Below are 21,628 nucleotides of genomic sequence, written 5' to 3' on the forward strand. Positions count from 1 at the left end.
TGTATTATTTAACGCTTAATGGCTTTAGTCCAGAAACCACCATGGAATTCGCGCGGCTCAACCATAATTACAAACGCTTTGGGATCGACAGACAGGATAGTTTTATACAGGCTGTCCTGATTTTTGCGTTTGGCTAGAATCTCCATCACGATCCGGTCACCATCACGCCCTTGTCCAAGCCAGGATGTTACGCCATAACCTTTGTCTCGCAATACTTCTGCTAGTCGTTGATTCGGCACATCGCTAATTACTTTGACCGTAATATACCCGAGCGCAATCTTTTCCTCGATCCATGAACCGAGTAAAATCCCTAGCCCATATCCGATCGCATATACGGTGAGACTTAGCGGTTGATCCAGATATTTGAGCACCAGATTTAGTCCCATAACATAAATAACGACTTCGACAATACTGATCGCAGATGCTACATATTTTTGTCCTTTGAGTGTGAGTATTGTTCGTAACGTATATGCCGTTACATATACAATCTGAATCAGAAAAATAAACATTAGAATTTTAAGCATAACGTGCAAAAACACCTTTCTTCTTCAAAATAATCGTGTATGTCATTAGTGATCTATAGATATTCAACCTCTACACTATCTCTTTCTACACATGGGATCAAGTATCAATTAAGGTTTTTCCAGAACGTCCATCTTTTTCCTCGCTCTAAATCAGCTTATAAATCGCTATAAATTACCCGTATCTCCAACCTCATTAGTTCTTTTTTATTATAAGATAAGAACATAAGTTCCCTTAAGTAACAAAATAAGGAAATCAATATAAAGGAGCTATTAGGATGGAACAGACCCTTTCGTTATCCGAGCAGTATCGTAGACAACTCAAACAGATTGCATGGCGTATCCAGTATCGGAACAAAGTACGGATTCGTTCTGAACAGCAGTCACTCCATACACTAACCGAAAGCAATAAGTATACACCTTACCATATGGAAGAGTCCTATTCACATATTCTTCTTCAAGAACTTATTGATACCTTGCCTTCTGCGCAAGGAAAACAAATTATTCGAGGATTGTATCTACACCAACAGACCGAAGCTGAATTAGCAGAACAATTACAAATTAGCCAACAGGCGGTGAACCGATGGAAACAGAAAAGCTTGCAGTATCTATCTCAGAAGATCAGTTCGTGAATCTATTAGACTTGGTTCAGCACCATCAGGATCAAAGTGCTATGTTAGAGTTACTTGATTATTATGAAGAAGATATGAAGCATTTGAGTAAATACTTAAGAATGCCTTATGAAGATGCTATGCAGACGTTACGTATTGAATTGTTAGAACTGGTCACAGCAGGATTAGCAGAATGATCTTCGTATTCAATTATGACAATCATAACGATATCTATTGTTCTACACGTTATCGTTCTATGCTGTATCCAAAAATAGCCTTCTGTCCATCGATCATACGGACAAAAGGCTATTTCATATATTAAAGATTAACAAAAGAAAAAGACTATATTACTGAGGATTCAATACTTCTTGTTCTACATCTTCCGGCCAGTGAATTACTACACCTGCTTCAAGCAACATCTCTTGATAGCGACTGACATGTTCTGTTGATTCGTAGACTTCACGCGGTGTAATACCTTGCTGAATCGCATAAGCGACTAGATATCCTGCGGACTCTCCGATATTCCATTCCACCGGATGCAGACGATAGCAACCGCCAGCAATCTGAGTCATGCCAATATTTTTACAAGCGGGCAACAGATTTTTGACCCGTACCGGAATCAATGATCCTAATGGAATTTCAAATGGATAGTTAGGAATATAGAATGTACGATGTGATTTGACAGTTGGATGTAGATCCAGTGAATAACTACCTACACCGATACTATCTTCATATCGCTTGATTCCTTCTGCTCCGCGTAACTCTTTGCTTACATCATGCTCGGTAATCGTATATAACGCTTTGATCCGGCGAGATTCACGAATATAAGGCGCTTTGGCAAGTCCATCGGCAGTCCCTAGAATATCACCACGCAAACGAATACCCGGGAAGCCTTTGCCTCCATCCAGACGTGGCGCTTCGGTCTGCAACCAGTACACTAATGAAAATGTAAGCTGGCGTGCACTTTCGAGGTTTTGGGTACGTTCGTAGATCGGCACACCTGTTACAGCCCCTGCATAATAATCATTTTGCGCCCAGTTCAATAGACTAACTTCCTGAATCTGTTCACGAAGGGGTTGTTGCCAGATCGCCGGATCAATAATACGGCGATAATCCCATAATGACGTTACCCCTTGATCATTTGGAAAAAGAGTAAATTCTTTTAACTTGGTCGTATCATTCGCATCAGAAGCATACCAGCTCAAAATCGGAAAGCGAGAAAACGAAGGCATATATTCACGCCAGTAGTCATACTCGGCGGGCTTGTCGATTGTAAAATCTTCACCTTCTACATAATCTACTGCTGCTACATGAGTGATCGACTGCATATCCAGTGGATCTGCATGTTCTAGAGCATGCGGTTCATTAGTGTCTGACTTCGATTCAGCTCCACTAACAAATTCTGTTCCCGATTGTGCCAACAGGTCGCCTTCTTCGGTAGCATCCAGATAGTATTGACCGATCAATTGCGTGTACTCACTTACTTTACCGACTGCTTGCGTATGACTTACAGTAACCGATACGATATGGTCATATTCTGTAGCTACTTCCACAGGCACAGTATGATATAACACTTGAATACGCTGCGTATGCAGATACGGAGACATCATTTCGTGCAGTACAGCAAGTGCTATCTTAGGCTCATGAGCTAATCGACTCACCCAGCCGTTACCCGGATTCAAGATCGGATTGTTCATCGCTTCATCAGTTAATGGGTAGTTACGACGATAATAATCGCGGACACGTTCACGAAATTCACGAAATGTCGCTGTTGCTCCAGTACGTTCGATCCAGCGATGTTCATCTGGCGGAACTGCTTGTGATGTAAGCTGTCCACCTAACCAGTCAGTCGGTTCCGTTAAGGTGACTGTTAATCCTTGCTTGGCTGCGGCAAGAGCTGCCATACAGCCTCCTAGACCGCCACCGATTACAACAACATCTGTTTGTCTGATTTGTTCTGTCATGATTGTTCTCCTTTGTGATCTTGTACCGATTGATGCGTACGAATCGATAACCCTACTTCAAACATACGATTCCATGGCATATAGCAATCTTGAATATCAATACGAACGCCATTTTCTTGCAAATGTTCCACAATAAATTGCTCCAAATGACTACGCACCATTTCGGCAACATATCCTCGTTCACCGTCTAATTGAAATTTATCCAGACCTAATTCTTGGATCGGCCCATTGCTCAAATACTTACGTACTACCGAATCGTAGCCCAGATCTTCCACATACCGTAAGGCTAGAAAATCCATATGTTCTTGAGTAGCACCATACATACGGTAGATCATCGATTGTGCTATCACCGTACCTAACGTATTAGAACTGGTATTCCATCCTGCATATCCTGCCAGTTGATACAGAATTCCACGCTGACGAAGCAAATCCAGTAATTCAAGATCGCCGCCATTGGCATAAGCGATATCACCAATCGCTACAACAGCATCTGGATTACGATCCAATATGTAACCTGCATACTCGACCAGCTCTACAGTGGTTCGTTCTGTATCATAGTTAGCTGAAGGTGATCCTTGATAGACCGCTTCACCCATTTTCTCTCCTGCGGTGTTCAGCAGTAACAAGATATCTGCGCTTTGTTCGTCTGAAGCCACCATGCCTCCTGCGGCAATAATCTGGTACTTCAATGTTTCATATAATCGGCGATCTTCATAAGCAGGAATAATAAACGCTCCGTTCACCGAACTAAAGCGAACATAGACTTGCGGAATATGGTTACTTAACTGATTGATCATACGAGCAACCAGTGTACAACCTACTTCATCTGCTCCTGGATACATATAGACGCGTAATCCGAGACGTAATGCTCGAATACGTGTCCGCACTTCTTGTTGATCTCTAGCTGTATAGCCATAAGGAGCTGAATCGTCTTGCGGGAAAATCAGAAAATCGATCACACCTTGCTCTACATAATCCAGTGCCAATCGATTGATTTCTCGATTTACTGCACGCCGACCTAGATAATCATCCAGTACCTCTTGTGGCAAACGGCTATTGATATCATCCAGTTCTTGCTGTTCTTCTGTCGTTAATGTGTGCTCTTCACCATAATGTTCTAGATATCCTTTGCGGAAAATTTCTCGTCCCCAATCGGCATAATAATCCGGCTCTTCATCAGAAGAAGAGTATTGCGGACATCGCATAATCAGTTGAAAAGCAAACAATTTGAGTGATGGATTCTGCTCTTTCAGTTGTTTTAATTGATCAAGCCGGCGTGTTAGCTCATCCATATCTAGTTCGTGCAGACGGGAAGGAACAATTCCACCATATAGCAATGTATCTAATGCAATCACTGCTCCGTCAGCCGATTGACATTCCAGCTTGGTCCATGTCCACAAGCGCTGTGTATCTGCGGCAATCTTTTTGCGACCCATCCATTCATGAGGCGGACGGACAGCCTGATAAGAGGTTCCTCGTGTCAGTTCATAAGGAAAATGATAATTACAAGGTCTTTCGTCTAAAGGTACAATCACCAATTTCATTTGGGATAGACTCCTTTGAGTTACACTGCTTTGGGAACGATATCTTGCTTGTCGTCGCTGGTAAAGATGGATATCTTGATTTGACTGCTGGGCAGTCGATATCCATCTTAGGTGTATGCTTACGAAGTAGTTTTCTAAAGAAAACTTGTAAAGCGAGCGCTTCGCTCTTTCAGCATGATATCGTTCCCTTCGCTCAGAGTAAGCTCGGCAATTTTCTATTTGGTGGGGCAGGAAAAGATGGACTGCTTGTTGTAAAGTTACTTTTTTTGTTTTAAGGAATAGTTATAAAAGAAATAGTTTATTTTAAAGAAAAGAGATAGTTGAAAATGAATATTTGAAATAGAGCTTATTTTATTAAAAAGTATAGTGTTGATAAAATTTTCACTTGGAAATTATCAAAATTCTTTTCCACTTTAACGCTATCACTTTTGATTAAGATATGCTTTCAGCAAGATTCTTGATAGTGGATCGTTTATATAGGTGTATTAATTTTGTTATCCTTTCACGGCTCCTGCTAAGCCTTCCATGTAGTAGCGTTGGGTGAACAGGAATACGACGATGATTGGGATTACGGAAATGATGGTTCCTGCGGCGATCCAGCCGAAGTTGTAGGAAAATTGTCCGTTAAGATATGTTAGTGCTGATGCTAATGGGTATTTTTCGGGATCATCTAGCACAACAATTGGCCACAGGAAATTGTTCCAGAATGCCATCACTTCGAGTAGCATAATCACGGCAATGCCCGGTTTGACGAGTGGTAATACCAGTTGCCACCAGATGCGTAATTCAGATGCACCGTCCATTTTACCGGAGTCTCGAATTTCAGTCGGAATCGTTAAGAACGTCTGGCGCATTAAGAAAATATTAAATACCGATACTGCCGCAGGTAGTACTACACCTAGATACGTATTACCTAGATTCATCCATTGGATCGTTAAGTAATGCACGATCATTGCAGTAGATGATGGAATAATCATCGTAGCAATCAGCAGGGTAAACACCATATCTCTACCTTTAAACCGGAATACAGCTAACGGATAAGCCGTCATACAGGACAGAACAATATTAAATACAACACCCATCACTGTAATAATGACCGTATTCATAATGTATTTAGGAAAGTTCATAAAGTTCCACACTTGCGCATAATTGCCGAAATTAATAAACGTCGGGAAAATCGCAGGTGGATTGGAAAATACATTACGACCTGGCATTAGCGATACACTGAGCAACCAGAGAAAAGGGCCGGTCATAAACAGCGCCAAAGCAATCAGCAAAATATACGTAATCGTATATCGAAATCCTTTTTTCCATTTACGTGCTTGCGGACTGGGCGTTTTGTAATTAGGTTTGGTATTTATCGTTGGATTATTCATCAGTACGTTTGCACACCGCCTTTCTTGTTCAGACGGAACACCAGTATACTCAAGATACCGACGATCACACTTACAATCAGACCAAGTGCTGACGCATAACCAAAGTTAAATTGCACCAATCCTTTTTGATAAATATACAGACTGGACGTCAAAGTAGCCGTTCCCGGGCCACCTTTACCATTGGTTAGTACAAACACTTCATCAAATACACGAATAGCCCCCATTAACGAGATTAATGTACAAAATAAAATATGCGGACGCAGTAAAGGGATTGTAATCCGGTAAATGGTCTGCCAGCGACTTGCTCCATCGATCATCGATGCTTCATACAGATCGGTTGGAATGGATTGAAGTCCAGCCAGATACAGCATCATATAATAGCCAAGCCCTTTCCACATCGTAATAAACATAATGACATACAATGCTGTGTTACTACTGGACAACCAGCCAACTTGCTCTTGAATAACACCCAATTGAATCAACGCATAATTGATTACACCATTACTGCTAAATAACCAGCTCCACATCAGCGCGACCGCCACCATTGAGGTGACGACCGGGATATAATACGCTGCGCGAAAAGCTTTAATTAATGGAATTCGGCTATTGACCAGAATAGCCATCAAGATCGAAATAATCTGAATAATCGGTACAATCAACACATACACCATTGAATTCCATAACGAAGCCAAAAAACTTTTATCTTGAAAAGCTGTTACATAATTGTCTAGACCTACATAATGCGTTTCTCCAATGACCGAATAATCGGTTAAAGATAACGGAAGTCCGTATACAATTGGCCATAACACGAATACAGCGACAATTAGCAGTCCAGGAGCCATAAATGCCCATGCGGCAAATGTTTCTGTTCTCATCCATTTCTTCATGTTCGTCCACCGCCTTTAAAGGGTCCGTCTTTGGTTAGGTTGCTGATCTGCTTGCATAGCCCTTTAGTTTTGCGACAGAATTTGGTTTACTTCTTGTTCAGCTTCTGTCAATCCTTGTTTAGGGTCTTTCCCATTCATAAAGATTTCTTGCAATTGACGTGCAATCGCCGAGTTCACATCACCAGCATTCGGTACACCGACCATATAATCGACTGCTTTATCCAAACTTTCAGCAGAGACCACTTTGGCTTCGGATTCTAATGTGCCATCATTTTCAGTAAAGAAGGAATCTTTGATCGATTCTTTGGTACTTGGCAATGTATTTGCTGCTTTAGCAAATGCGGTCTGGTTGGTCGCATTGGTCAAAAATTTCGCAAATTCAGCTGCTTGTTCTGCATTCGCTGATTTTAAAGGAACCACCACATTCATCGTATTCGACAAACGCACATCAGCTTTCCCTGTAGGAAGTGGAACAGCAATCGTATTTTTATATACATCTGGTGCTGATGTTTTGATAAAATTAATAAAAGTAGGGCCTGCAATTTCAAAAGCGGTCTGTTCACTGGAATAGTATTGAATCTGCTTATCAAAGTTAGCATCTTCTTTGACCAGTACGCCTTCTTGGATCAATCCTTGCATTTTCTGAATTAAAGCTAGGGTAGCAGGCGTATTAAATGCTGCTGCTGTTTTGTCGTCGTTTAAGATTGAAATGCCTTCAACCGGGAACATTCTAGCTGCAAATGTAGTTGCATATCCAGTGGCTCCTGTTTTGGCTTTGATCTGACGGGACCATTCATTGAGCTCATCACGCGTTTTTGGCGGATTTTTGGGATCAAGCCCTGCTTGCTTCACCAGACGAGTGTTCATAAATAACACTTCTGTTCCGGTATACCACGGCAATGCATAGGCTTTGTTATCAAATACCGTCGAATTAAAAATACCATCAAAATATGATTTTTTCTCATCATCGCTCATCCATTGTCCTAGATCAGCAAGTGCACCTTTAGAAGCCATTTGATTAGCAAATTCTGTATTTAAATTTACAACATCAGGTACGTTACCACTTGCGATTCCGGTTAATAACTTATTAGAAATGGCATCATATGGATAATCGCTCCATTCTACAGTTACCCCAGGGTGACTTTTTTGGTATTCTGATATTAAGCCATTAAAATAGTCATTGAACGTAGGTTGAAGAGCAATCGTCCAGAACTTCAATGTAACTTTGCCATCTTGTGCCTCATTATCTTTGGCGTCTGAACCACATGCACTGAGTAAAGATACAAATAATGCAGCGAGTAGACATACTGACATCCAACTTCTAAATTTCTTTTTCACAATCTTCATTCCTCTCGTGTGGCAGTTATACTTTCTACGACCATCATGTAATATGTAAGATATCGCGGTGTTGATGCCAGAAACAGGCACCGTTCTACCTATGACACGAATTATAGCAAAACTAAATGTAACAAAAAAGGGATAGATAGGAATTAAAAGGTAATCCTTTTGTAATTAATTGTTTTTTTCTTACTAAATATGTGTAAAAGAAGGTGAATGTCTATGCAACCAGGATCGATTATATTGACCGGTATTATTGTAGTAGCCGTGGTTGCTGTTGCTGTTGTTCTCTGGATTGTTTTCCCTCTCAAAAAGGTAACGATACATCCGGCAGATCCTATATTGCCAGCTCAAGAACCACAACCAGATCACACAACACAAGAGCATCCAGCGCATCATCCCAATATTGTAGATTTATCTGCTTTTCGTGAACGCAAACATCTGACATCAGAACAAAAACATTCTGCTAAATCTGCTGATATCCAACCTAAAGATACAACTGTACCACCGGTATCTATTCCTCCCAAATTAGCAACTGTTCGCAATCTACATCAACCCAAGCAAGTCCAATCTTTTTCCAGTGGACGACTTCAAAAATGCTCGTATTGCAAAAAAGATGTCAAACACCTCACTTTTTATGCTAATGACAATGGTGGATTGGTAGGCGTCTGCAAAGACTGTGAACATATTGCCAAACGCCAAGATTTGCTCCCTTTATAAACGTAAGATGTAAGGCTGAAATTCTATGAATGTATAACCGCTGATTGCTGTGAAAATAGCTTTGCTATTTCTTGCGATTGTATTTATTTTCCAATTACACAGAAATAGTCTTGCGACTCTTTTATGAATACGCTATTATTTAGAAATAGTTGTCATGTTCGGATAGATGTGGGTATTGTCATAACATTGATTTTAATACCGTTACTAATGTGGAGGTCATGATGAGTAAGTATCAATTTATATGGAGCGAAGGTGTATTAGGCTACGGTGGGACAACATCTCTCGGCATGATCGCCATGCATTATATAGATCATCGTTTTGTACTGACTTTTCATAGTATCCTCGAAGAAATCACAGATACGGTTCCTTTATTTTTGTTATGCGGCTATTTGTTCGGAGAAATGATGTGGCGTTGGAAAGCGCGCAAAACCGAGCAGAAAGAGTAGTTCGGCGGTTAATATTGATCGGATAAAATAAAAAGCCAGTACGCTCTAGTTGAGATAGAGTGTACTGGCTTTTGTTGTTATTCCCAGGGATATTCAGTGGTGAGGTAATCAGCAAATTCTTTGCTTTCTTCTCTGCGTTGGCGACGCATCGCTGCTCGCGAAGGTGCAGTTTCGTGTAATTTGCGTTCTTCTTCTGTTTCTGGAATCACTGTCGGTACCTGAACTTTATGATTGTCTTCGCCAATCGCTACAAAGGTAAGAAAGGCGGTTGCTGCAATGCGTTTCTCCCCTGTTTTGAGGTCTTCGCGTATCACTTTCACAAAAATCTCCATCGAACTACGACCTGTCCATGTGACAAACGATTCCAGCGTAACCGAATCGGTCGGATTGATCGGATACAGAAAATCGACAGAGTCTGTAGAAGCGGTGACTGTATCTACACGACATAATTTGGAAGCCGTAATCGAAGCAATATCATCGATATATGACATCAATTTACCGCCAAATAATGTATTATGATTGTTCACATCGGTCGGGAATACACGGGATGTTTTAAAACAACGCGTTTCTCTTACATATTTACTTTCGACTTGTTGCGGTTTGGTCGGTTGACCTTGTCCCGCTTGAGATGACTGATCCATTGTTCTACCTCCCTATACTGATACCATCGTCTTTAGACTTGCTAGCTATCCTTATCATAGTCTTCTCTATGACGTGTTTGCAAATATAGCTTTCAGAAAATATACAATGAATCAGCAAATCCTTTATCATTTACCATTTCGATGAACCTGATGAACGGCTACTGCCTCCGCTCCAACTGGAACTGCTAGACGAACGACTTCCTCCACCGGATGATGAACCGCCTGAACCTCCGCCGGATGAACGCTGACGGCGCTTGCGCTCTTGCTCCTGATCATAGATCGCTTTGTATTCGAGAGCGATAAATTGCAGTATACTTTCGCCTTCTTGTGCCTTTTGCTGGGCTTGTACAAAATAACCCTGACTGACCAGTTGCTGTAACTCTTCGATCAGTACATGAAGCATCGGAACATGGGTGGTAATCGCTGTTGTAAAATAACGAGCAGACAAATTCCGATGTTCTTGCAGTAGCCCTTCGATCGCTTCCACAGCTTCTTGACGTTGTCTGGTCAGCTCTTCTACACGATCTACAAAATTCTGTGTACAGGTTGCCGCGTGATCTACAGCTTCTTTGACTTTCGACATATTAAGCAAGCTTCCGCTTAGGATCTGCTGTGCTTGTTCCAGAGCATCATAGCTAGTCGCTTGCACTTGCTGGGTATCGTCAGGATGAACTCTAATCGCTGCTTGCTGTTCATTAGCACGTTGATAATCTGCCTGTAGATTTGCCAAGCGCTGTTTCTCACTTTGCTTCTGATTGTCTAACAGGTCTTTGTAGCTTGTAATCTCGGTACGTAATTCCTCCATCCGAGATAGCGATTCTCTCACTTGTTCGCTCCATATATTGGCTTGACGATACTGTTGGATTTGATCATGTAATGCATTTACCATTTGTGGAGTCAGTATATTGACTTCACCTTGTCTTTTCTGAATTTCTTGATAACGAGCTCCTTGTTCTTGAATATGAACATTGGCATACTCTCCTTGCAGACGACTCACTTCCTGATTATATACTTCAGGCATCGTGCGAAAATCTGTCATTTGCTGTTGCGCCATCGTCAATGTCTTGTTGGACTCATCCCGGAAACGAATCAGATCACTTACCACCTGACGGGCTTCTGCAATATCTTGCTCGATAATGGTCATACTTTGACGGATCAATTCTACATTACCGCCTGCTAGCAATTGAGTTAGCCTGATTTCTTCAGCTCGTGCATGTTCTAACAAACGGAAAGGATCGTCTACCGTTAATTTAAGCTTTTCCCGTTCGACAATCGGACGTAATTCTTGTTCGGTATTGTCGATCTCGGCAGTATACCTTTGACTGCGTTGCACCCATTCTCCATACAGACGGATATCTTCTAACAGAACATCTAACCATTGATCTGCACGTTCAGCCGGTTCTTTGGCTTTGATAAAATCGAATTCATCCAACTGATCAGCTTCTTGTAAAATATGCTCAATCGTAGCGATTCGATCTTTCATCGCTGTCAGTGGATACTGATATTGCTTTTCCAGATTTGCTACTGTCTGTTTCACTTGTTCCAGATTGACTTTGGATGCTTCAACCATTCCTCGTACAGTACGCGATAACTCGTCTATTTCTTGATGATGTTTTTGGACATTTGCCATATCGGTTGCCCACTCGGTCTGTTGTTGTTCGATCTGTTCGAGATCGGTAGCCGACTTTTTGACAGAACCGATTGAGATGCGAACTGCATCTATCTGTTGCTGTAAAATAGCGATATGCGCATGTTCTTTCATCAATTGCGCTTGCAACTGTTCGATCATTTCTTTGGTCTGTCCGGTTACAAATCCCATTTCTAACTCTTTGAACAGATCAGATACAATCAAGCTATTAAGTGAGGTTGCGATCTGATCGTGCTGTACTTGTATCTGCTGACGGCGAGTTCGAAGCTTGCCCATCTGATTCAAGCGAATAATCAACCAGATCAGCGCAATCCCACCGATCAATAATGCAATCGCTGAACCCCAGTTTAATCCGACTTGTGCTAACTTTTGTGAAATGACTGTCGTGAATGGAACATGATTGATGTATTTATTAACTGCCAGCACACCGCCTACAATATCGCCATCTTGGGCAGAGGGAACAAATTCGTTATCGGTTACCCCTTGTACCGTGCGCTCATTGCTATTTGCAATTTTGTTAGCGAGTACTGCATTTTGAAATACCAGATGGACATAATTCGGATTGGTTGTAATAACAAGTACCATATCGTTTTTGTCCAAATTGGAGCGATCGTAAATCTCATTGGCGTAAGCCAGCCCTTGGGCTTCATCCATACCTGTAGCTGTATTCACATACATCTGGTATTCTTGTCCGCTCAGTTCTGTATTAAGCTTGTCAATTTCACTACTGCTGAATAGTCCTGCATCATCCCGTACAAATCCTTGTTGCTGTGCACTATAAGCAATCCCTGTCATACTTTGCGAGATCAACCAGCATACTAACAATAACGGAAGCCATATATTGAATTTGAATGTGCGTTTGTCTATTTTCATCGATCATTTCCTTTCTTCCCTGCTCAAAGGGGAGCCCTTAACAAAAAGGATATTTGGTAAAAGAGATGTTTTAATAAAGAGGCTTATATTATGATAGAACACATAACAATATCTGTAATGCAATCTCAATCTGGAGGAAATGATCTTATGGTGAACCCTGCTATATCTATGTTACCAAAATTATGTTCGTTAAACACAGCATTACCTGTAAATGTAGAGTGGAATAACAAATCCGTCTATACCGGATTTATCAAACGCCCTTCTACTCAATCATTACCCATTAGTTCGCAAGGAATTGAAGGTGATGGTCAAGGCGATCTCAAAAATCATGGTGGCCCTGACAAAGCCGCTTGTGTCTATTCCCAAGATCATTATGCTTGGTGGGCTAAAGAAATGGATCGTCCTTTTGAAGCGGGGGCTTTTGGGGAGAATTTTACAGTCACTGGGTTGACTGAAGATGTGGTATGTATTGGAGATGTGTACCGGATCGGAACGGCTATCGTACAGGTCAGTCAGCCCCGTCAGCCTTGCTTCAAGTTATCTGCTCATTTGGAACGTAAAGAAATGATCATGCGCGTACGGGAAACCGGATATTCTGGATTTTATTTTCGTGTATTGGAAAATGGAGTCGTGCAAGCTGGAGATGAATTTGAAATGATTCGCCGTGAAGGGAATGGAAGTACAATCGCCGTATGTAATCGAATTCTGTATGATGAACGTGGAGATACCAAGGCTTTGCGTCAATTATTAGCGGAGCCAGCTCTAGCAGAATCACTTCGTAAGCATTTGATTAAGCGATTAGAAAGTTGAATGAATTATAATCCTAATTTATTCTATGAAAAAGAGGGTATATACAGAAATTAATGTTTCTGTATATACCCTCTTAGTTTAATATTCTATTTATTCTTAGTATAAGCTAGATACACATGCATATATCCATCTCTAACACCTGGAATACCATCGGTATGATCAATATTTAGAAATGATAATTTTTCCTGCCATTGGTCTCTTTCCATATCATTATAAGAGGAACCATATTCATCAAATAAATAAGCTAGAATTGAACCATTTATTGTAGCCTTACCATTAACTAATTTAGTCCAATTACTAGGTAAGACAACTTGATTTGTTTTACCAATTATCTTTTTACCTGAAAAATTTAAAATCATTTCTTTCCCACCATTTTTAACAGATACTACTTTAGTAGATTTATTCCATACAAGCGAATCTACATAGGGTGCAAAAGCATCTTTTGCAGGAATATACTGACTGTTATATTTACGTTCTATATTTGTTTGTTTATTACCTATTTCACCCACGCTTAGTGTAGTTTTCGTTAGTGCCGGATTATATACATTCATTGCACGAGTACGAAGTGAATCTGCTGCTTGTGCTGAATGACTAATACTTACTGTAAGTAATATTAGACCAATAATTATTCCTATAATTTTTTTCATTTACTTAATCCTCCTTGAAGTTTATAAATTATAAACGAAATATAATTCAAAAAGTTGCATTGAATTATTGAGCGTTTATTGTAATAGATTGAGATGCTATATTACCAGAAGCTGGTGTTTTTGTTATCTTACTAGAAGGGTTATCTGCTGTACCATAAATCTTCCCATTTTTCTGTAAACTATCTAATTTAGCAGAAGTTAATGATACAGTGGTTCCTGCTGTATTTGTTATTTGAGTATCATTATATTGTAAGTTAATTTTCCCTAAACTTTCTCCCGTATAACCTGTTTTTGCTAAAGCAACTACTCTTTTTACATGCATGTCATTTAACTGATCTGAAGTTAAACTTTTATGATAATAAAAATAAATATATTGGGATGTACCATTAACATTAGTTCCATTAACAAAGTACTTAAATTGGCTTGAAGAAGTATCGTAAATTAAATTATGAGTTATAGAAGTACCGGGCTTGTAGCGCTTAGGAAGATTTGTATTACTGTAGTTTGTATCCGGTCCATCAGGTACAGCATTCTGTGATTGATTCTGCGGGTGAATAGATGCAGTATAACCTGATGTTGCAGGGCTATATTGTAATCCAGCTTCTAGTTTATAACCTCCTGCACCAGTAGGTACCGTATCAATTCCATTATACAAATATCCAATAACACTAGAGTTAGCAATCGATATATTAGTGGCTGTAGGTAATGTAAAAGTTGTTTTTATTCCACTGTATCCAGAACTGGTAACCTGTCTAGAAAAAGCACCTGAATTATATCCATTGATTGAAGAATCTATAGCAGTACTAGCTAGTCTTTGAACTTTAATATTATTAGTATTTGCAATTATATCTTTATTAGAACTTTCGATATTTAAATCTACTTTATTTACTATGTCTCCTTCTTTATCATATACATATCCATTTTCATCCATTGTATAAATATATGCACTTTCTAATTTATCTTCAAATGCTTTCTCAACTTGATTTTCAGATAAATATGTATCTTGTGTAACTCTAGATATTCTAAGACTAGACTTTCCAGTAATTCCATACTCTTGTAAATATTCAACTTTACTGGATTTAGATAAATTTAAGTACTCTTCAACGTGATAATTTATTTGATCTTGTAAAGCTTGTTCCATTTCCTTTTGTATCTCAGTCTTATTTAAAGGCTCGGTACTAGTAATAGATGAAGCATTAGCAGATAAAGTAAAACTTAATAAAATTATTGCCGAAGTTAATATTAATACATTTTTTTTCATTTTCTTCCTCCTAGGATATTTTTTCCTAATTCAATATATATTATTTTACATATTAAGGTATATATGCAATTTGACTTATTTATATTCAATCTAATTCCATTAAATGTATTAATTTTACCTAAAGAACTATTAAATTATACAAATAATATAATATTATTATTTTATTTAACAAAAAAATAAATCTTTTCCCAAAAATCAGAAAAAGATTTATTTTTATTATTTCACAATACCTTGCATTACATAACTATACGTATACGAACGATTCGCATACAGGCGATATTGTTCATGCGGTTCAGAACCCCAGCTATCGTCGCCACCGACTCCTGTTTGCTTATCATTGATTCGCACTACGGTATGTCCACTGGCAGGCAACTGGTAATGATGTGGTGCGGCTTCCAGTTCTGCTGGTGTATATGGAAGAACATTCAGTTCAACCAGAGGCAGACCGGTAATCTGTAAGCCCACTCCATCACGATTCGTAATTGTCGCTGAGCGTACATCTACTTTGTTTCCACATTCCTGTGGTTTGAGATACGGAGCCATCTGCTCGGCTACTGTTCCGGTATAGATGCCTACTTTACCACTCGCTTGACGATCCCAATACGTCTCATGTGGACCTAATCCATACCATGATAATTGATCAAAAGAAGCATCCATCATCAGCAACATGCCGATCTCTGGAATCTCAGGTAAGTCTTTGCCCGGATTCAAGCGTTGAGTCACTTCTACACGTCCATCGGCAAAAATATGATAATCGACAAAGCATTGTGAATACCCTGCGGTTGGAAGTAAATATTCTACTTTGATAATAATGATATCTTGCGCTCGTGCCAGATCGACTTCAAAATGAACCAATTCTCGCTCATCTGACGCACTGCGCCATACCTCACTATGCTCATCCAGATGATTCCCGCGATCATTGTCTGTCATCGCACGCCAGAAATGAGGAGCAGGGGCTTGAGCTAGCAATTGGACTTTGTTGATCTGATAAGACAACATCTCACCATTGGTTGAATCGAAAATGATCGAGAATCCTTCGCCATTGATCATAATCATACCTGCATGTTGTACAGCGACAAGGCTAGATTCACTAATCGGCTCAGGATCGTGCAATTCAGCATCATGATGAGAACCAAATGACAGCACAACAGGCAATGTAAATTGAGAAAATGCCACTTCATGACCTGCTTGCGCCCATAATTGATCTGCGCGGAGTACGACCGATAATGTCAAAATATATTCTACCCCTGGAGCACGTGGAATCTGCTTCAATTCAGGTAAAGTGACTGTAACATTCTGCCCTGGAGCACAGACTACATGGCTTAACACACCCTGATCAGCAAGTTGTCCATTTGCGGTTAAGATCCATTTGAAATCAAATTCTTCTAACGAAGTAAACAAATACTGATTCGTTAATTCAACTTCAATTACCGCTTCGCCTGCGGACAAATGTTTGGTTGTAATGACCGCATTCGATTCTAATCCATCGTCTACAGGATGATCTTCACCCAATCGCCAGTTAAATTTCACCTGTTCATAACATTTTTTCACTTCAGCAAGCTTCGCAGATACGGTACGATCTGCAAAAATCAGACCATCGCCACAGAAATTGCCATCATGAGGACTCTCGCCAAAGTCACCACCATATGCTAAATACGTAGTTCCGTCTTCAGTCTGTGTCTGAATCGCTTGATCGATCCAATCCCAGATAAATCCGCCTTGTAATACTTCGTAACGATCGAACAATTTCCAGTATTCTGCTAAGCCTCCACAAGAGTTCCCCATCGCATGACTGTATTCACACAGAATAAATGGTTTGATTGGATTGTGTTGAGCATATTTCTCGATCTCACGAATATGCGTATACATCTGACTTTCGATATCAGAAGCATCTTCAGAAGGACGATAATGGAATACGCCTTCATAATGCACTACTCGTGATGGATCGGCTTTGCGTAAAAAGTCCGCCATATGCAAGAAATTATCGCCACCAAATGATTCATTACCGAGCGACCAGATTACGATGGACGGGTGATTTTTATCTCTTTGGAACATCGAATTGGTACGATCTAACACATTATATGTCCAATCTGGATTGCTACCTGGCACGGTATTGAGCAGTTCTTTTTGCCCGTACGTCCAAGCACCGTGACTTTCCAGATTCACTTCATCAATCACATACAATCCATATTGATTACACAGCTCATACCAGAGCGGATGATTCGGATAATGAGAAGTCCGTACAGCATTGATATTGTACGATTTCATTAAATGAATATCTGCAATCATATCTTCACGTGTGATCGCACGTCCTGTTACCGCATTGAATTCATGACGGTTAACTCCTTTAAAGACTACAGTTTTCCCGTTGATCTTCATGACATTGCCTTCGATTGCGAATGTACGGAAGCCCACCTGACAACCTGTATAATGAATAATATGACCGTTGGTATCTTTAAGCGTCAGCACTAGATAGTAGAGATGTGGCGCTTCTGCACTCCATTTCAATGGATTTATCACATTCGCAGACAACTGAATCTGTGTGCGATGAATATCTCCGCCTTCTAATCCTTCGGTTGCATTAAACGGAAACGAAACCGGGCTACTTAATGGAAGATCCCAAAGTGGATTGCGATCAGCATCATACAATTGCGCATGAATACTGTACGATTCTTTGGCTACATCGGTAAAACGTAGACTGTCTGTTGGATCAGGACGAGCCATTGCCGAACCGGAATGATGCAAAGTAAGATCGACGGTTAATTGTGCGTCCTGAAACTGTTGATCCAGATCAGTATGTACAAAGAAGTCTTGAATATGCGTATCAGGCAACGCATATAGATAAACATCTCTAAAAATACCGCTCAATCGCCAAAAGTCTTGATCTTCTAACCAGCTACTATCACACCAACGATAGACTTCTACCGCTAATTTATTTTCGCCTGCTTGTAAATAAGGAGTCAGATCAAATTCAGCCGGAGTGAACGAATCTTCACTATAACCGACCAGATCGCCATTTACCCAGATATAAAAAGCAGATTCTACACCTGCAAAATGGATATAGACCGAACCTTTTTCCTGCCAATCTTGAGGCACAGAAAATGTCCGTACATATGAACCGACAGGATTGAATTGGGTCGGTGCTTCCGGTGGTTGAATATCTTCATGTCCATCCCACGGATAACGTACATTGGTATAATGAGGAGCATCATAACCATGCATTTGCCAGTGTGCAGGTACAGGAATCGTTTTCCATGTACTGGTGTCATACTCTTTTGTATAAAAATCAACAATACGCTGATCTGGATTTTCAGCCCAAGCGAATTGCCATGTTCCATTTAGGGATTGGTAATAGGGTGAATCTGCGATTTCTCCATTTAAAGTCTGTTCTACCGAATCATACGGAATCACAGATGCATGCGCATCTAGACGATTGAGACGGAAAATGCCGGGATTGCGGTTCCATTCAGGAAACCCGTTCGGTGGAGCGGTATACGTATACTTTTGGTTACGCAAATCAATCACCTCTTTAGTCGACATAGTTGTAGATGTATATAGATGCGATCATACATCTGTACCGGGTAAGAGACGAATCCCTATTCTGTGCACAAAAGGAGTCATTACATTGACAAGTAACGTCTGACAATCGCGCGGATACGAAGCTTCTCGTACACTGCTAGCGGTATGTTGCAGACACCCACCTGTTAATTCCATCATGTCATTTCCTTGCTGAACAACAACCGTTCCTGCTGACCATAACTGGGATTCAGGAGTGATCTGCTCTAATTGCCCATCGACCGCTGTAATGATTGCTTGCTGGTCGAACACCAACGATAGCTGTGTCATCACATCTGGAGGCTCATTAGAAATAATTTCTAGATCCAATCCATGTTCCAATTCGGTAATACGCACTTCCAATAGATAGGTCTGCGTATGAGTAGAAATACGGTGTTGATGAGGAAGCAAATACCACGGACTCACTGTTGCTTGTGCAGAAGCAGGTAATTCATGCTCGGGTACACAACTATTGTAACCCTTTTCATACGTCGCTGTCATTGTGAACCCATCTGCTGTTGGTGTTAAAGATTGCATCGGCACAAAGCCCGGACCAAAATACGAAGCGATCTGTACACCAAGCAATCGCACTTGCCCGTATCTGATCGCTAGCAAAGAAGACGTTTCTGTCATCATCGTGATACTGGTATCCCCTTCACGAATCCGCATGACAGGTGCACCAAAATCCAAATGAGGACGACTGTACTGAATCTGACCATAGCCTACTTCTGCAATCTGTTTGATATATTGATAACGATCAAATGAACCGTTAATCATTTTGCGATAATGGGTTGGCAAAGCTGTCGCCAGCACAGATGTACCTGCATCTGGATATAACAACATGCCTACCAATGGATTGTTGGCACTGCTTGGTGGACGAGCATTGGTCTGTAACGCTTTTTCAGCTAATGCTGTCATCGCCGCAAATTGAGGATTCTGATCGATAATCGTCATTAAATAATAAGACAGCATATAACTATCCAGTGTAAAATTCTGTCCAAAATCTTGACGACCTGAATAATCCGTTACAATCTCTCCTGAAGGATGGATTAGATAGATCATCATCTCTAGATTCGCTCGCACGGGCTCTAGCAATTCAGCCTTGTCTAACAAGCGAGCCGTATGAATAAACATCACATCACTTACCGCATTGTAAATACCGTTACTACGCTCTGTCCATTCTCCGTCTGGAGTGATATCTATTCCTTCTGCTAACCATTGTTCTGCTCGCTCTAGCAATCTGGGATCACCGAATAATCGATACAAATAACTAAGTGCCGCTGATAATACCCAGCGATGATTAGGCGTATGACAACCACCTGTTATCATTACCGGAATCGTTTGCTTGAGAAATAACAATATACGACTAGCTACCGGAGCATTTTTACTCCAATCGTCCTGTTCTAATAGCAGATACAATTGCGAATAGCCTACCACGACAAAGGCTGTATCTGGAGGCGAATGAAAATTAGTCCACCCCGGAGAGATGGACCCATCGTCATGTTGAAAAGCAAGCATATACTGAGCCGCATATTCAAGTCGCTCTAACACTTGTTCACTATGGTAGTAAGCTGAGGAAGGATTAACTAGTGCCGCTCCCCAGATCGCCATCCATACCGGTGTACCTGCATGATGATTCGGCCAGGCAATTCCATTTTCAGGATCAACGACTCCGCCAAAAGATCGATGATCACGATCCAAAATCTGTCCAGCCATACCTTGTTCTACCCATAGATCATTGATATTCACCAGTTGCTCGCTCACCGCCATACCTATTCCCTCCTTGCTTTTGATCTGCTCTGTATGCAATATAGTATGCTCTATTTTATAATGTGACGTTCCTGAATTTTGCTAATCAATAACTGATGACTGGCTTCAATCTCTTCTGGCTGACAAGCGGCTTTCAATTCATATACTTTGACAGGAGCCGCGTCGATAATATCGAGAAACCGATCAAAAAAAGTCATGTCTTTACTATGAATATATGGACACCAGTGATCGGATAATCCTAATGTCTCATGAATATGCACGCCGATAATATCCTCTTTCATAGCGTTCGCTTCTTCTGCATTGTGATACAATCCCATCCGATCCATCATCATGCCATGACCGATATCGTACCAGAGATAGACAGGCGCACCTTGCATACGATCACGTATCTTTTTCGCTTCAGATAATGTAGGCATTTGATAACAACGAGAACGGGTCTCGATTCCAAATGCCACATCGTACCCTTTGGACAACACACGATCGCACACTTCTTCTAGACTGTGCTGAATCCGTTCTAGATAATGCTCGGATAGACGTTCACGACGCTCAATCATTTCCGACCATAGCTGTTGATAAGCAGGCGAGTCTTTGCCTTGTTCGTGATAGATTCCTTTTAACGTCTCATCAATATTGGTTGCAAACGGAACTTCACCGGGGTGCACTACAACAGCTTTAGCTCCATAACGATGAGCGTATTCAGCCGATTTTACCAGTAAATCGATCGCTTTGTGCCGTTTTTCTTCATCGTCGAACCCGAGCAATACCGAATCGGTTCCATAATCAGGATCAGGCGTATGGGGAAATGTATTATGCACACTGGAGATACCGATCAAGCCGCGTTCAATCATCGGCTCAATCGTTTGCAACATCTCGGTAGTCACATTGTAATTTAGCTCTACCTGCTGAAATCCAAGCTCTTGAATCTCAGCGATCATCTCTGCTCCACTGTTATGACGCTTAATATTCCAGCATGTTGAAAACGAATATTCCCCTTTGGATGTAAGCATATAGACTCC

18 protein-coding genes are annotated in these 21,628 nt (G+C 40.7%); 5 read left to right on the forward strand and 13 right to left on the reverse strand.

Features of this window, described 5'->3' with window-relative positions:
• Positions 1 to 8: 8 nt before the first annotated feature.
• Positions 9 to 524, reverse strand: a complete 516-nt coding sequence (locus PQ456_RS21250; protein ID WP_204826049.1) for a DUF2179 domain-containing protein — start codon at positions 522 to 524, stop codon at positions 9 to 11.
• A 275-nt stretch (positions 525 to 799) separates the two neighbouring features.
• Here PQ456_RS21250 and PQ456_RS21255 point away from each other — a divergent pair, with 275 nt between their 5' ends.
• Together PQ456_RS21255 and PQ456_RS21260 are read left to right on the forward strand one after the other, a co-directional pair.
• Positions 800 to 1,153, forward strand: coding sequence for a sigma-70 RNA polymerase sigma factor region 4 domain-containing protein (locus tag PQ456_RS21255; RefSeq protein ID WP_273614000.1), 354 nt, complete (start codon positions 800 to 802; stop codon positions 1,151 to 1,153).
• Complete coding sequence (locus tag PQ456_RS21260; protein ID WP_273614001.1) at positions 1,105 to 1,329, forward strand: hypothetical protein; 225 nt, start codon at positions 1,105 to 1,107, stop codon at positions 1,327 to 1,329. The genes PQ456_RS21255 and PQ456_RS21260 overlap by 49 nt, the downstream gene beginning before the upstream one ends.
• 150 nt (positions 1,330 to 1,479) lie before the next feature.
• Here the strand turns inward: PQ456_RS21260 and PQ456_RS21265 are convergent, their stop codons facing one another.
• From PQ456_RS21265 to PQ456_RS21285, 5 genes are all read right to left on the reverse strand, one after another.
• Positions 1,480 to 3,096 carry an FAD-dependent oxidoreductase gene (locus PQ456_RS21265; RefSeq protein WP_273614002.1) on the reverse strand — a complete coding sequence of 539 codons (1,617 nt, stop codon included), beginning with the start codon at positions 3,094 to 3,096 and terminating at the stop codon, positions 1,480 to 1,482.
• Entirely contained in the window at positions 3,093 to 4,640 is a 1,548-nt protein-coding gene (locus tag PQ456_RS21270; protein WP_273614003.1) for a DUF4127 family protein, read from the reverse strand. The genes PQ456_RS21265 and PQ456_RS21270 overlap by 4 nt, the downstream gene beginning before the upstream one ends.
• A 494-nt stretch (positions 4,641 to 5,134) precedes the next feature.
• Positions 5,135 to 6,016: a carbohydrate ABC transporter permease gene (locus PQ456_RS21275; protein WP_273614004.1), complete on the reverse strand. Its 882-nt coding sequence runs from the start codon at positions 6,014 to 6,016 to the stop codon at positions 5,135 to 5,137.
• Positions 6,016 to 6,903 (reverse strand): carbohydrate ABC transporter permease, encoded by an 888-nt coding sequence (locus tag PQ456_RS21280; RefSeq protein ID WP_273614005.1) that lies wholly within the window; start codon positions 6,901 to 6,903, stop codon positions 6,016 to 6,018. The genes PQ456_RS21275 and PQ456_RS21280 overlap by 1 nt, the downstream gene beginning before the upstream one ends.
• A gap of 63 nt (positions 6,904 to 6,966) precedes the next feature.
• A complete protein-coding gene (locus tag PQ456_RS21285) occupies positions 6,967 to 8,250 on the reverse strand; it encodes an ABC transporter substrate-binding protein (RefSeq protein ID WP_273614006.1) in 1,284 nt (427 codons plus the stop codon).
• A gap of 213 nt (positions 8,251 to 8,463) precedes the next feature.
• Between PQ456_RS21285 and PQ456_RS21290 the strand changes: the two genes are divergently transcribed.
• The gene (locus PQ456_RS21290) at positions 8,464 to 8,961 is read left to right on the forward strand and encodes a hypothetical protein (RefSeq protein ID WP_273614007.1); all 498 of its coding nucleotides are present in this window, start codon (positions 8,464 to 8,466) and stop codon (positions 8,959 to 8,961) included.
• A 221-nt stretch (positions 8,962 to 9,182) separates the two neighbouring features.
• Complete coding sequence (locus PQ456_RS21295) at positions 9,183 to 9,407, forward strand: hypothetical protein (RefSeq protein ID WP_204826042.1); 225 nt, start codon at positions 9,183 to 9,185, stop codon at positions 9,405 to 9,407.
• A 77-nt stretch (positions 9,408 to 9,484) separates the two neighbouring features.
• Here PQ456_RS21295 and PQ456_RS21300 read toward each other — a convergent pair whose 3' ends face one another.
• Positions 9,485 to 10,048, reverse strand: coding sequence for an acyl-CoA thioesterase (locus PQ456_RS21300; RefSeq protein ID WP_273614008.1), 564 nt, complete (start codon positions 10,046 to 10,048; stop codon positions 9,485 to 9,487).
• 130 nt (positions 10,049 to 10,178) lie between these two features.
• Positions 10,179 to 12,569, reverse strand: coding sequence for a septation ring formation regulator EzrA (locus PQ456_RS21305; protein WP_273614009.1), 2,391 nt, complete (start codon positions 12,567 to 12,569; stop codon positions 10,179 to 10,181).
• 90 nt (positions 12,570 to 12,659) lie between these two features.
• Between PQ456_RS21305 and PQ456_RS21310 the strand changes: the two genes are divergently transcribed.
• Positions 12,660 to 13,379 (forward strand): MOSC domain-containing protein, encoded by a 720-nt coding sequence (locus tag PQ456_RS21310; RefSeq protein WP_273614010.1) that lies wholly within the window; start codon positions 12,660 to 12,662, stop codon positions 13,377 to 13,379.
• An 86-nt stretch (positions 13,380 to 13,465) separates the two neighbouring features.
• Here the strand turns inward: PQ456_RS21310 and PQ456_RS21315 are convergent, their stop codons facing one another.
• The 5 genes from PQ456_RS21315 to PQ456_RS21335 form a co-directional block, all read right to left on the reverse strand.
• Complete coding sequence (locus tag PQ456_RS21315; RefSeq protein ID WP_273614011.1) at positions 13,466 to 14,026, reverse strand: hypothetical protein; 561 nt, start codon at positions 14,024 to 14,026, stop codon at positions 13,466 to 13,468.
• A 64-nt stretch (positions 14,027 to 14,090) separates the two neighbouring features.
• Positions 14,091 to 15,287 carry a hypothetical protein gene (locus tag PQ456_RS21320; RefSeq protein ID WP_273614012.1) on the reverse strand — a complete coding sequence of 399 codons (1,197 nt, stop codon included), beginning with the start codon at positions 15,285 to 15,287 and terminating at the stop codon, positions 14,091 to 14,093.
• A gap of 216 nt (positions 15,288 to 15,503) precedes the next feature.
• Positions 15,504 to 18,812: a beta-galactosidase, LacZ type gene (lacZ, locus tag PQ456_RS21325; RefSeq protein ID WP_337957884.1), complete on the reverse strand. Its 3,309-nt coding sequence runs from the start codon at positions 18,810 to 18,812 to the stop codon at positions 15,504 to 15,506.
• Between the two features lie 39 nt (positions 18,813 to 18,851).
• Positions 18,852 to 20,612 (reverse strand): hypothetical protein, encoded by a 1,761-nt coding sequence (locus PQ456_RS21330; protein ID WP_273614014.1) that lies wholly within the window; start codon positions 20,610 to 20,612, stop codon positions 18,852 to 18,854.
• Between the two features lie 50 nt (positions 20,613 to 20,662).
• A complete protein-coding gene (locus tag PQ456_RS21335) occupies positions 20,663 to 21,619 on the reverse strand; it encodes a sugar phosphate isomerase/epimerase family protein (protein WP_273614015.1) in 957 nt (318 codons plus the stop codon).
• Between the last annotated feature and the right edge of the window lie 9 nt (positions 21,620 to 21,628).

It is taken from the genome of Paenibacillus kyungheensis, from assembly GCF_028606985.1.
Lineage (GTDB): Bacteria > Bacillota > Bacilli > Paenibacillales > Paenibacillaceae > Saccharibacillus > Saccharibacillus kyungheensis.

Excerpts from the sequence above, each read along its gene's own strand:
- PQ456_RS21250 (WP_204826049.1), bottom strand. The coding sequence starts at position 524 with ATGCTTAAAATTCTAATGTTTATTTTTCTGATTCAGATTGTATATGTA.
- PQ456_RS21255 (WP_273614000.1), top strand. The coding sequence starts at position 800 with ATGGAACAGACCCTTTCGTTATCCGAGCAGTATCGTAGACAACTCAAA.
- PQ456_RS21260 (WP_273614001.1), top strand. The coding sequence starts at position 1,105 with ATGGAAACAGAAAAGCTTGCAGTATCTATCTCAGAAGATCAGTTCGTG.
- PQ456_RS21265 (WP_273614002.1), bottom strand. The coding sequence starts at position 3,096 with ATGACAGAACAAATCAGACAAACAGATGTTGTTGTAATCGGTGGCGGT.
- PQ456_RS21270 (WP_273614003.1), bottom strand. The coding sequence starts at position 4,640 with ATGAAATTGGTGATTGTACCTTTAGACGAAAGACCTTGTAATTATCAT.
- PQ456_RS21275 (WP_273614004.1), bottom strand. The coding sequence starts at position 6,016 with ATGAATAATCCAACGATAAATACCAAACCTAATTACAAAACGCCCAGT.
- PQ456_RS21280 (WP_273614005.1), bottom strand. The coding sequence starts at position 6,903 with ATGAAGAAATGGATGAGAACAGAAACATTTGCCGCATGGGCATTTATG.
- PQ456_RS21285 (WP_273614006.1), bottom strand. The coding sequence starts at position 8,250 with ATGAAGATTGTGAAAAAGAAATTTAGAAGTTGGATGTCAGTATGTCTA.
- PQ456_RS21290 (WP_273614007.1), top strand. The coding sequence starts at position 8,464 with ATGCAACCAGGATCGATTATATTGACCGGTATTATTGTAGTAGCCGTG.
- PQ456_RS21295 (WP_204826042.1), top strand. The coding sequence starts at position 9,183 with ATGAGTAAGTATCAATTTATATGGAGCGAAGGTGTATTAGGCTACGGT.
- PQ456_RS21300 (WP_273614008.1), bottom strand. The coding sequence starts at position 10,048 with ATGGATCAGTCATCTCAAGCGGGACAAGGTCAACCGACCAAACCGCAA.
- PQ456_RS21305 (WP_273614009.1), bottom strand. The coding sequence starts at position 12,569 with ATGAAAATAGACAAACGCACATTCAAATTCAATATATGGCTTCCGTTA.
- PQ456_RS21310 (WP_273614010.1), top strand. The coding sequence starts at position 12,660 with ATGATAGAACACATAACAATATCTGTAATGCAATCTCAATCTGGAGGA.
- PQ456_RS21315 (WP_273614011.1), bottom strand. The coding sequence starts at position 14,026 with ATGAAAAAAATTATAGGAATAATTATTGGTCTAATATTACTTACAGTA.
- PQ456_RS21320 (WP_273614012.1), bottom strand. The coding sequence starts at position 15,287 with ATGAAAAAAAATGTATTAATATTAACTTCGGCAATAATTTTATTAAGT.
- PQ456_RS21330 (WP_273614014.1), bottom strand. The coding sequence starts at position 20,612 with ATGGCGGTGAGCGAGCAACTGGTGAATATCAATGATCTATGGGTAGAA.
- PQ456_RS21335 (WP_273614015.1), bottom strand. The coding sequence starts at position 21,619 with ATGCTTACATCCAAAGGGGAATATTCGTTTTCAACATGCTGGAATATT.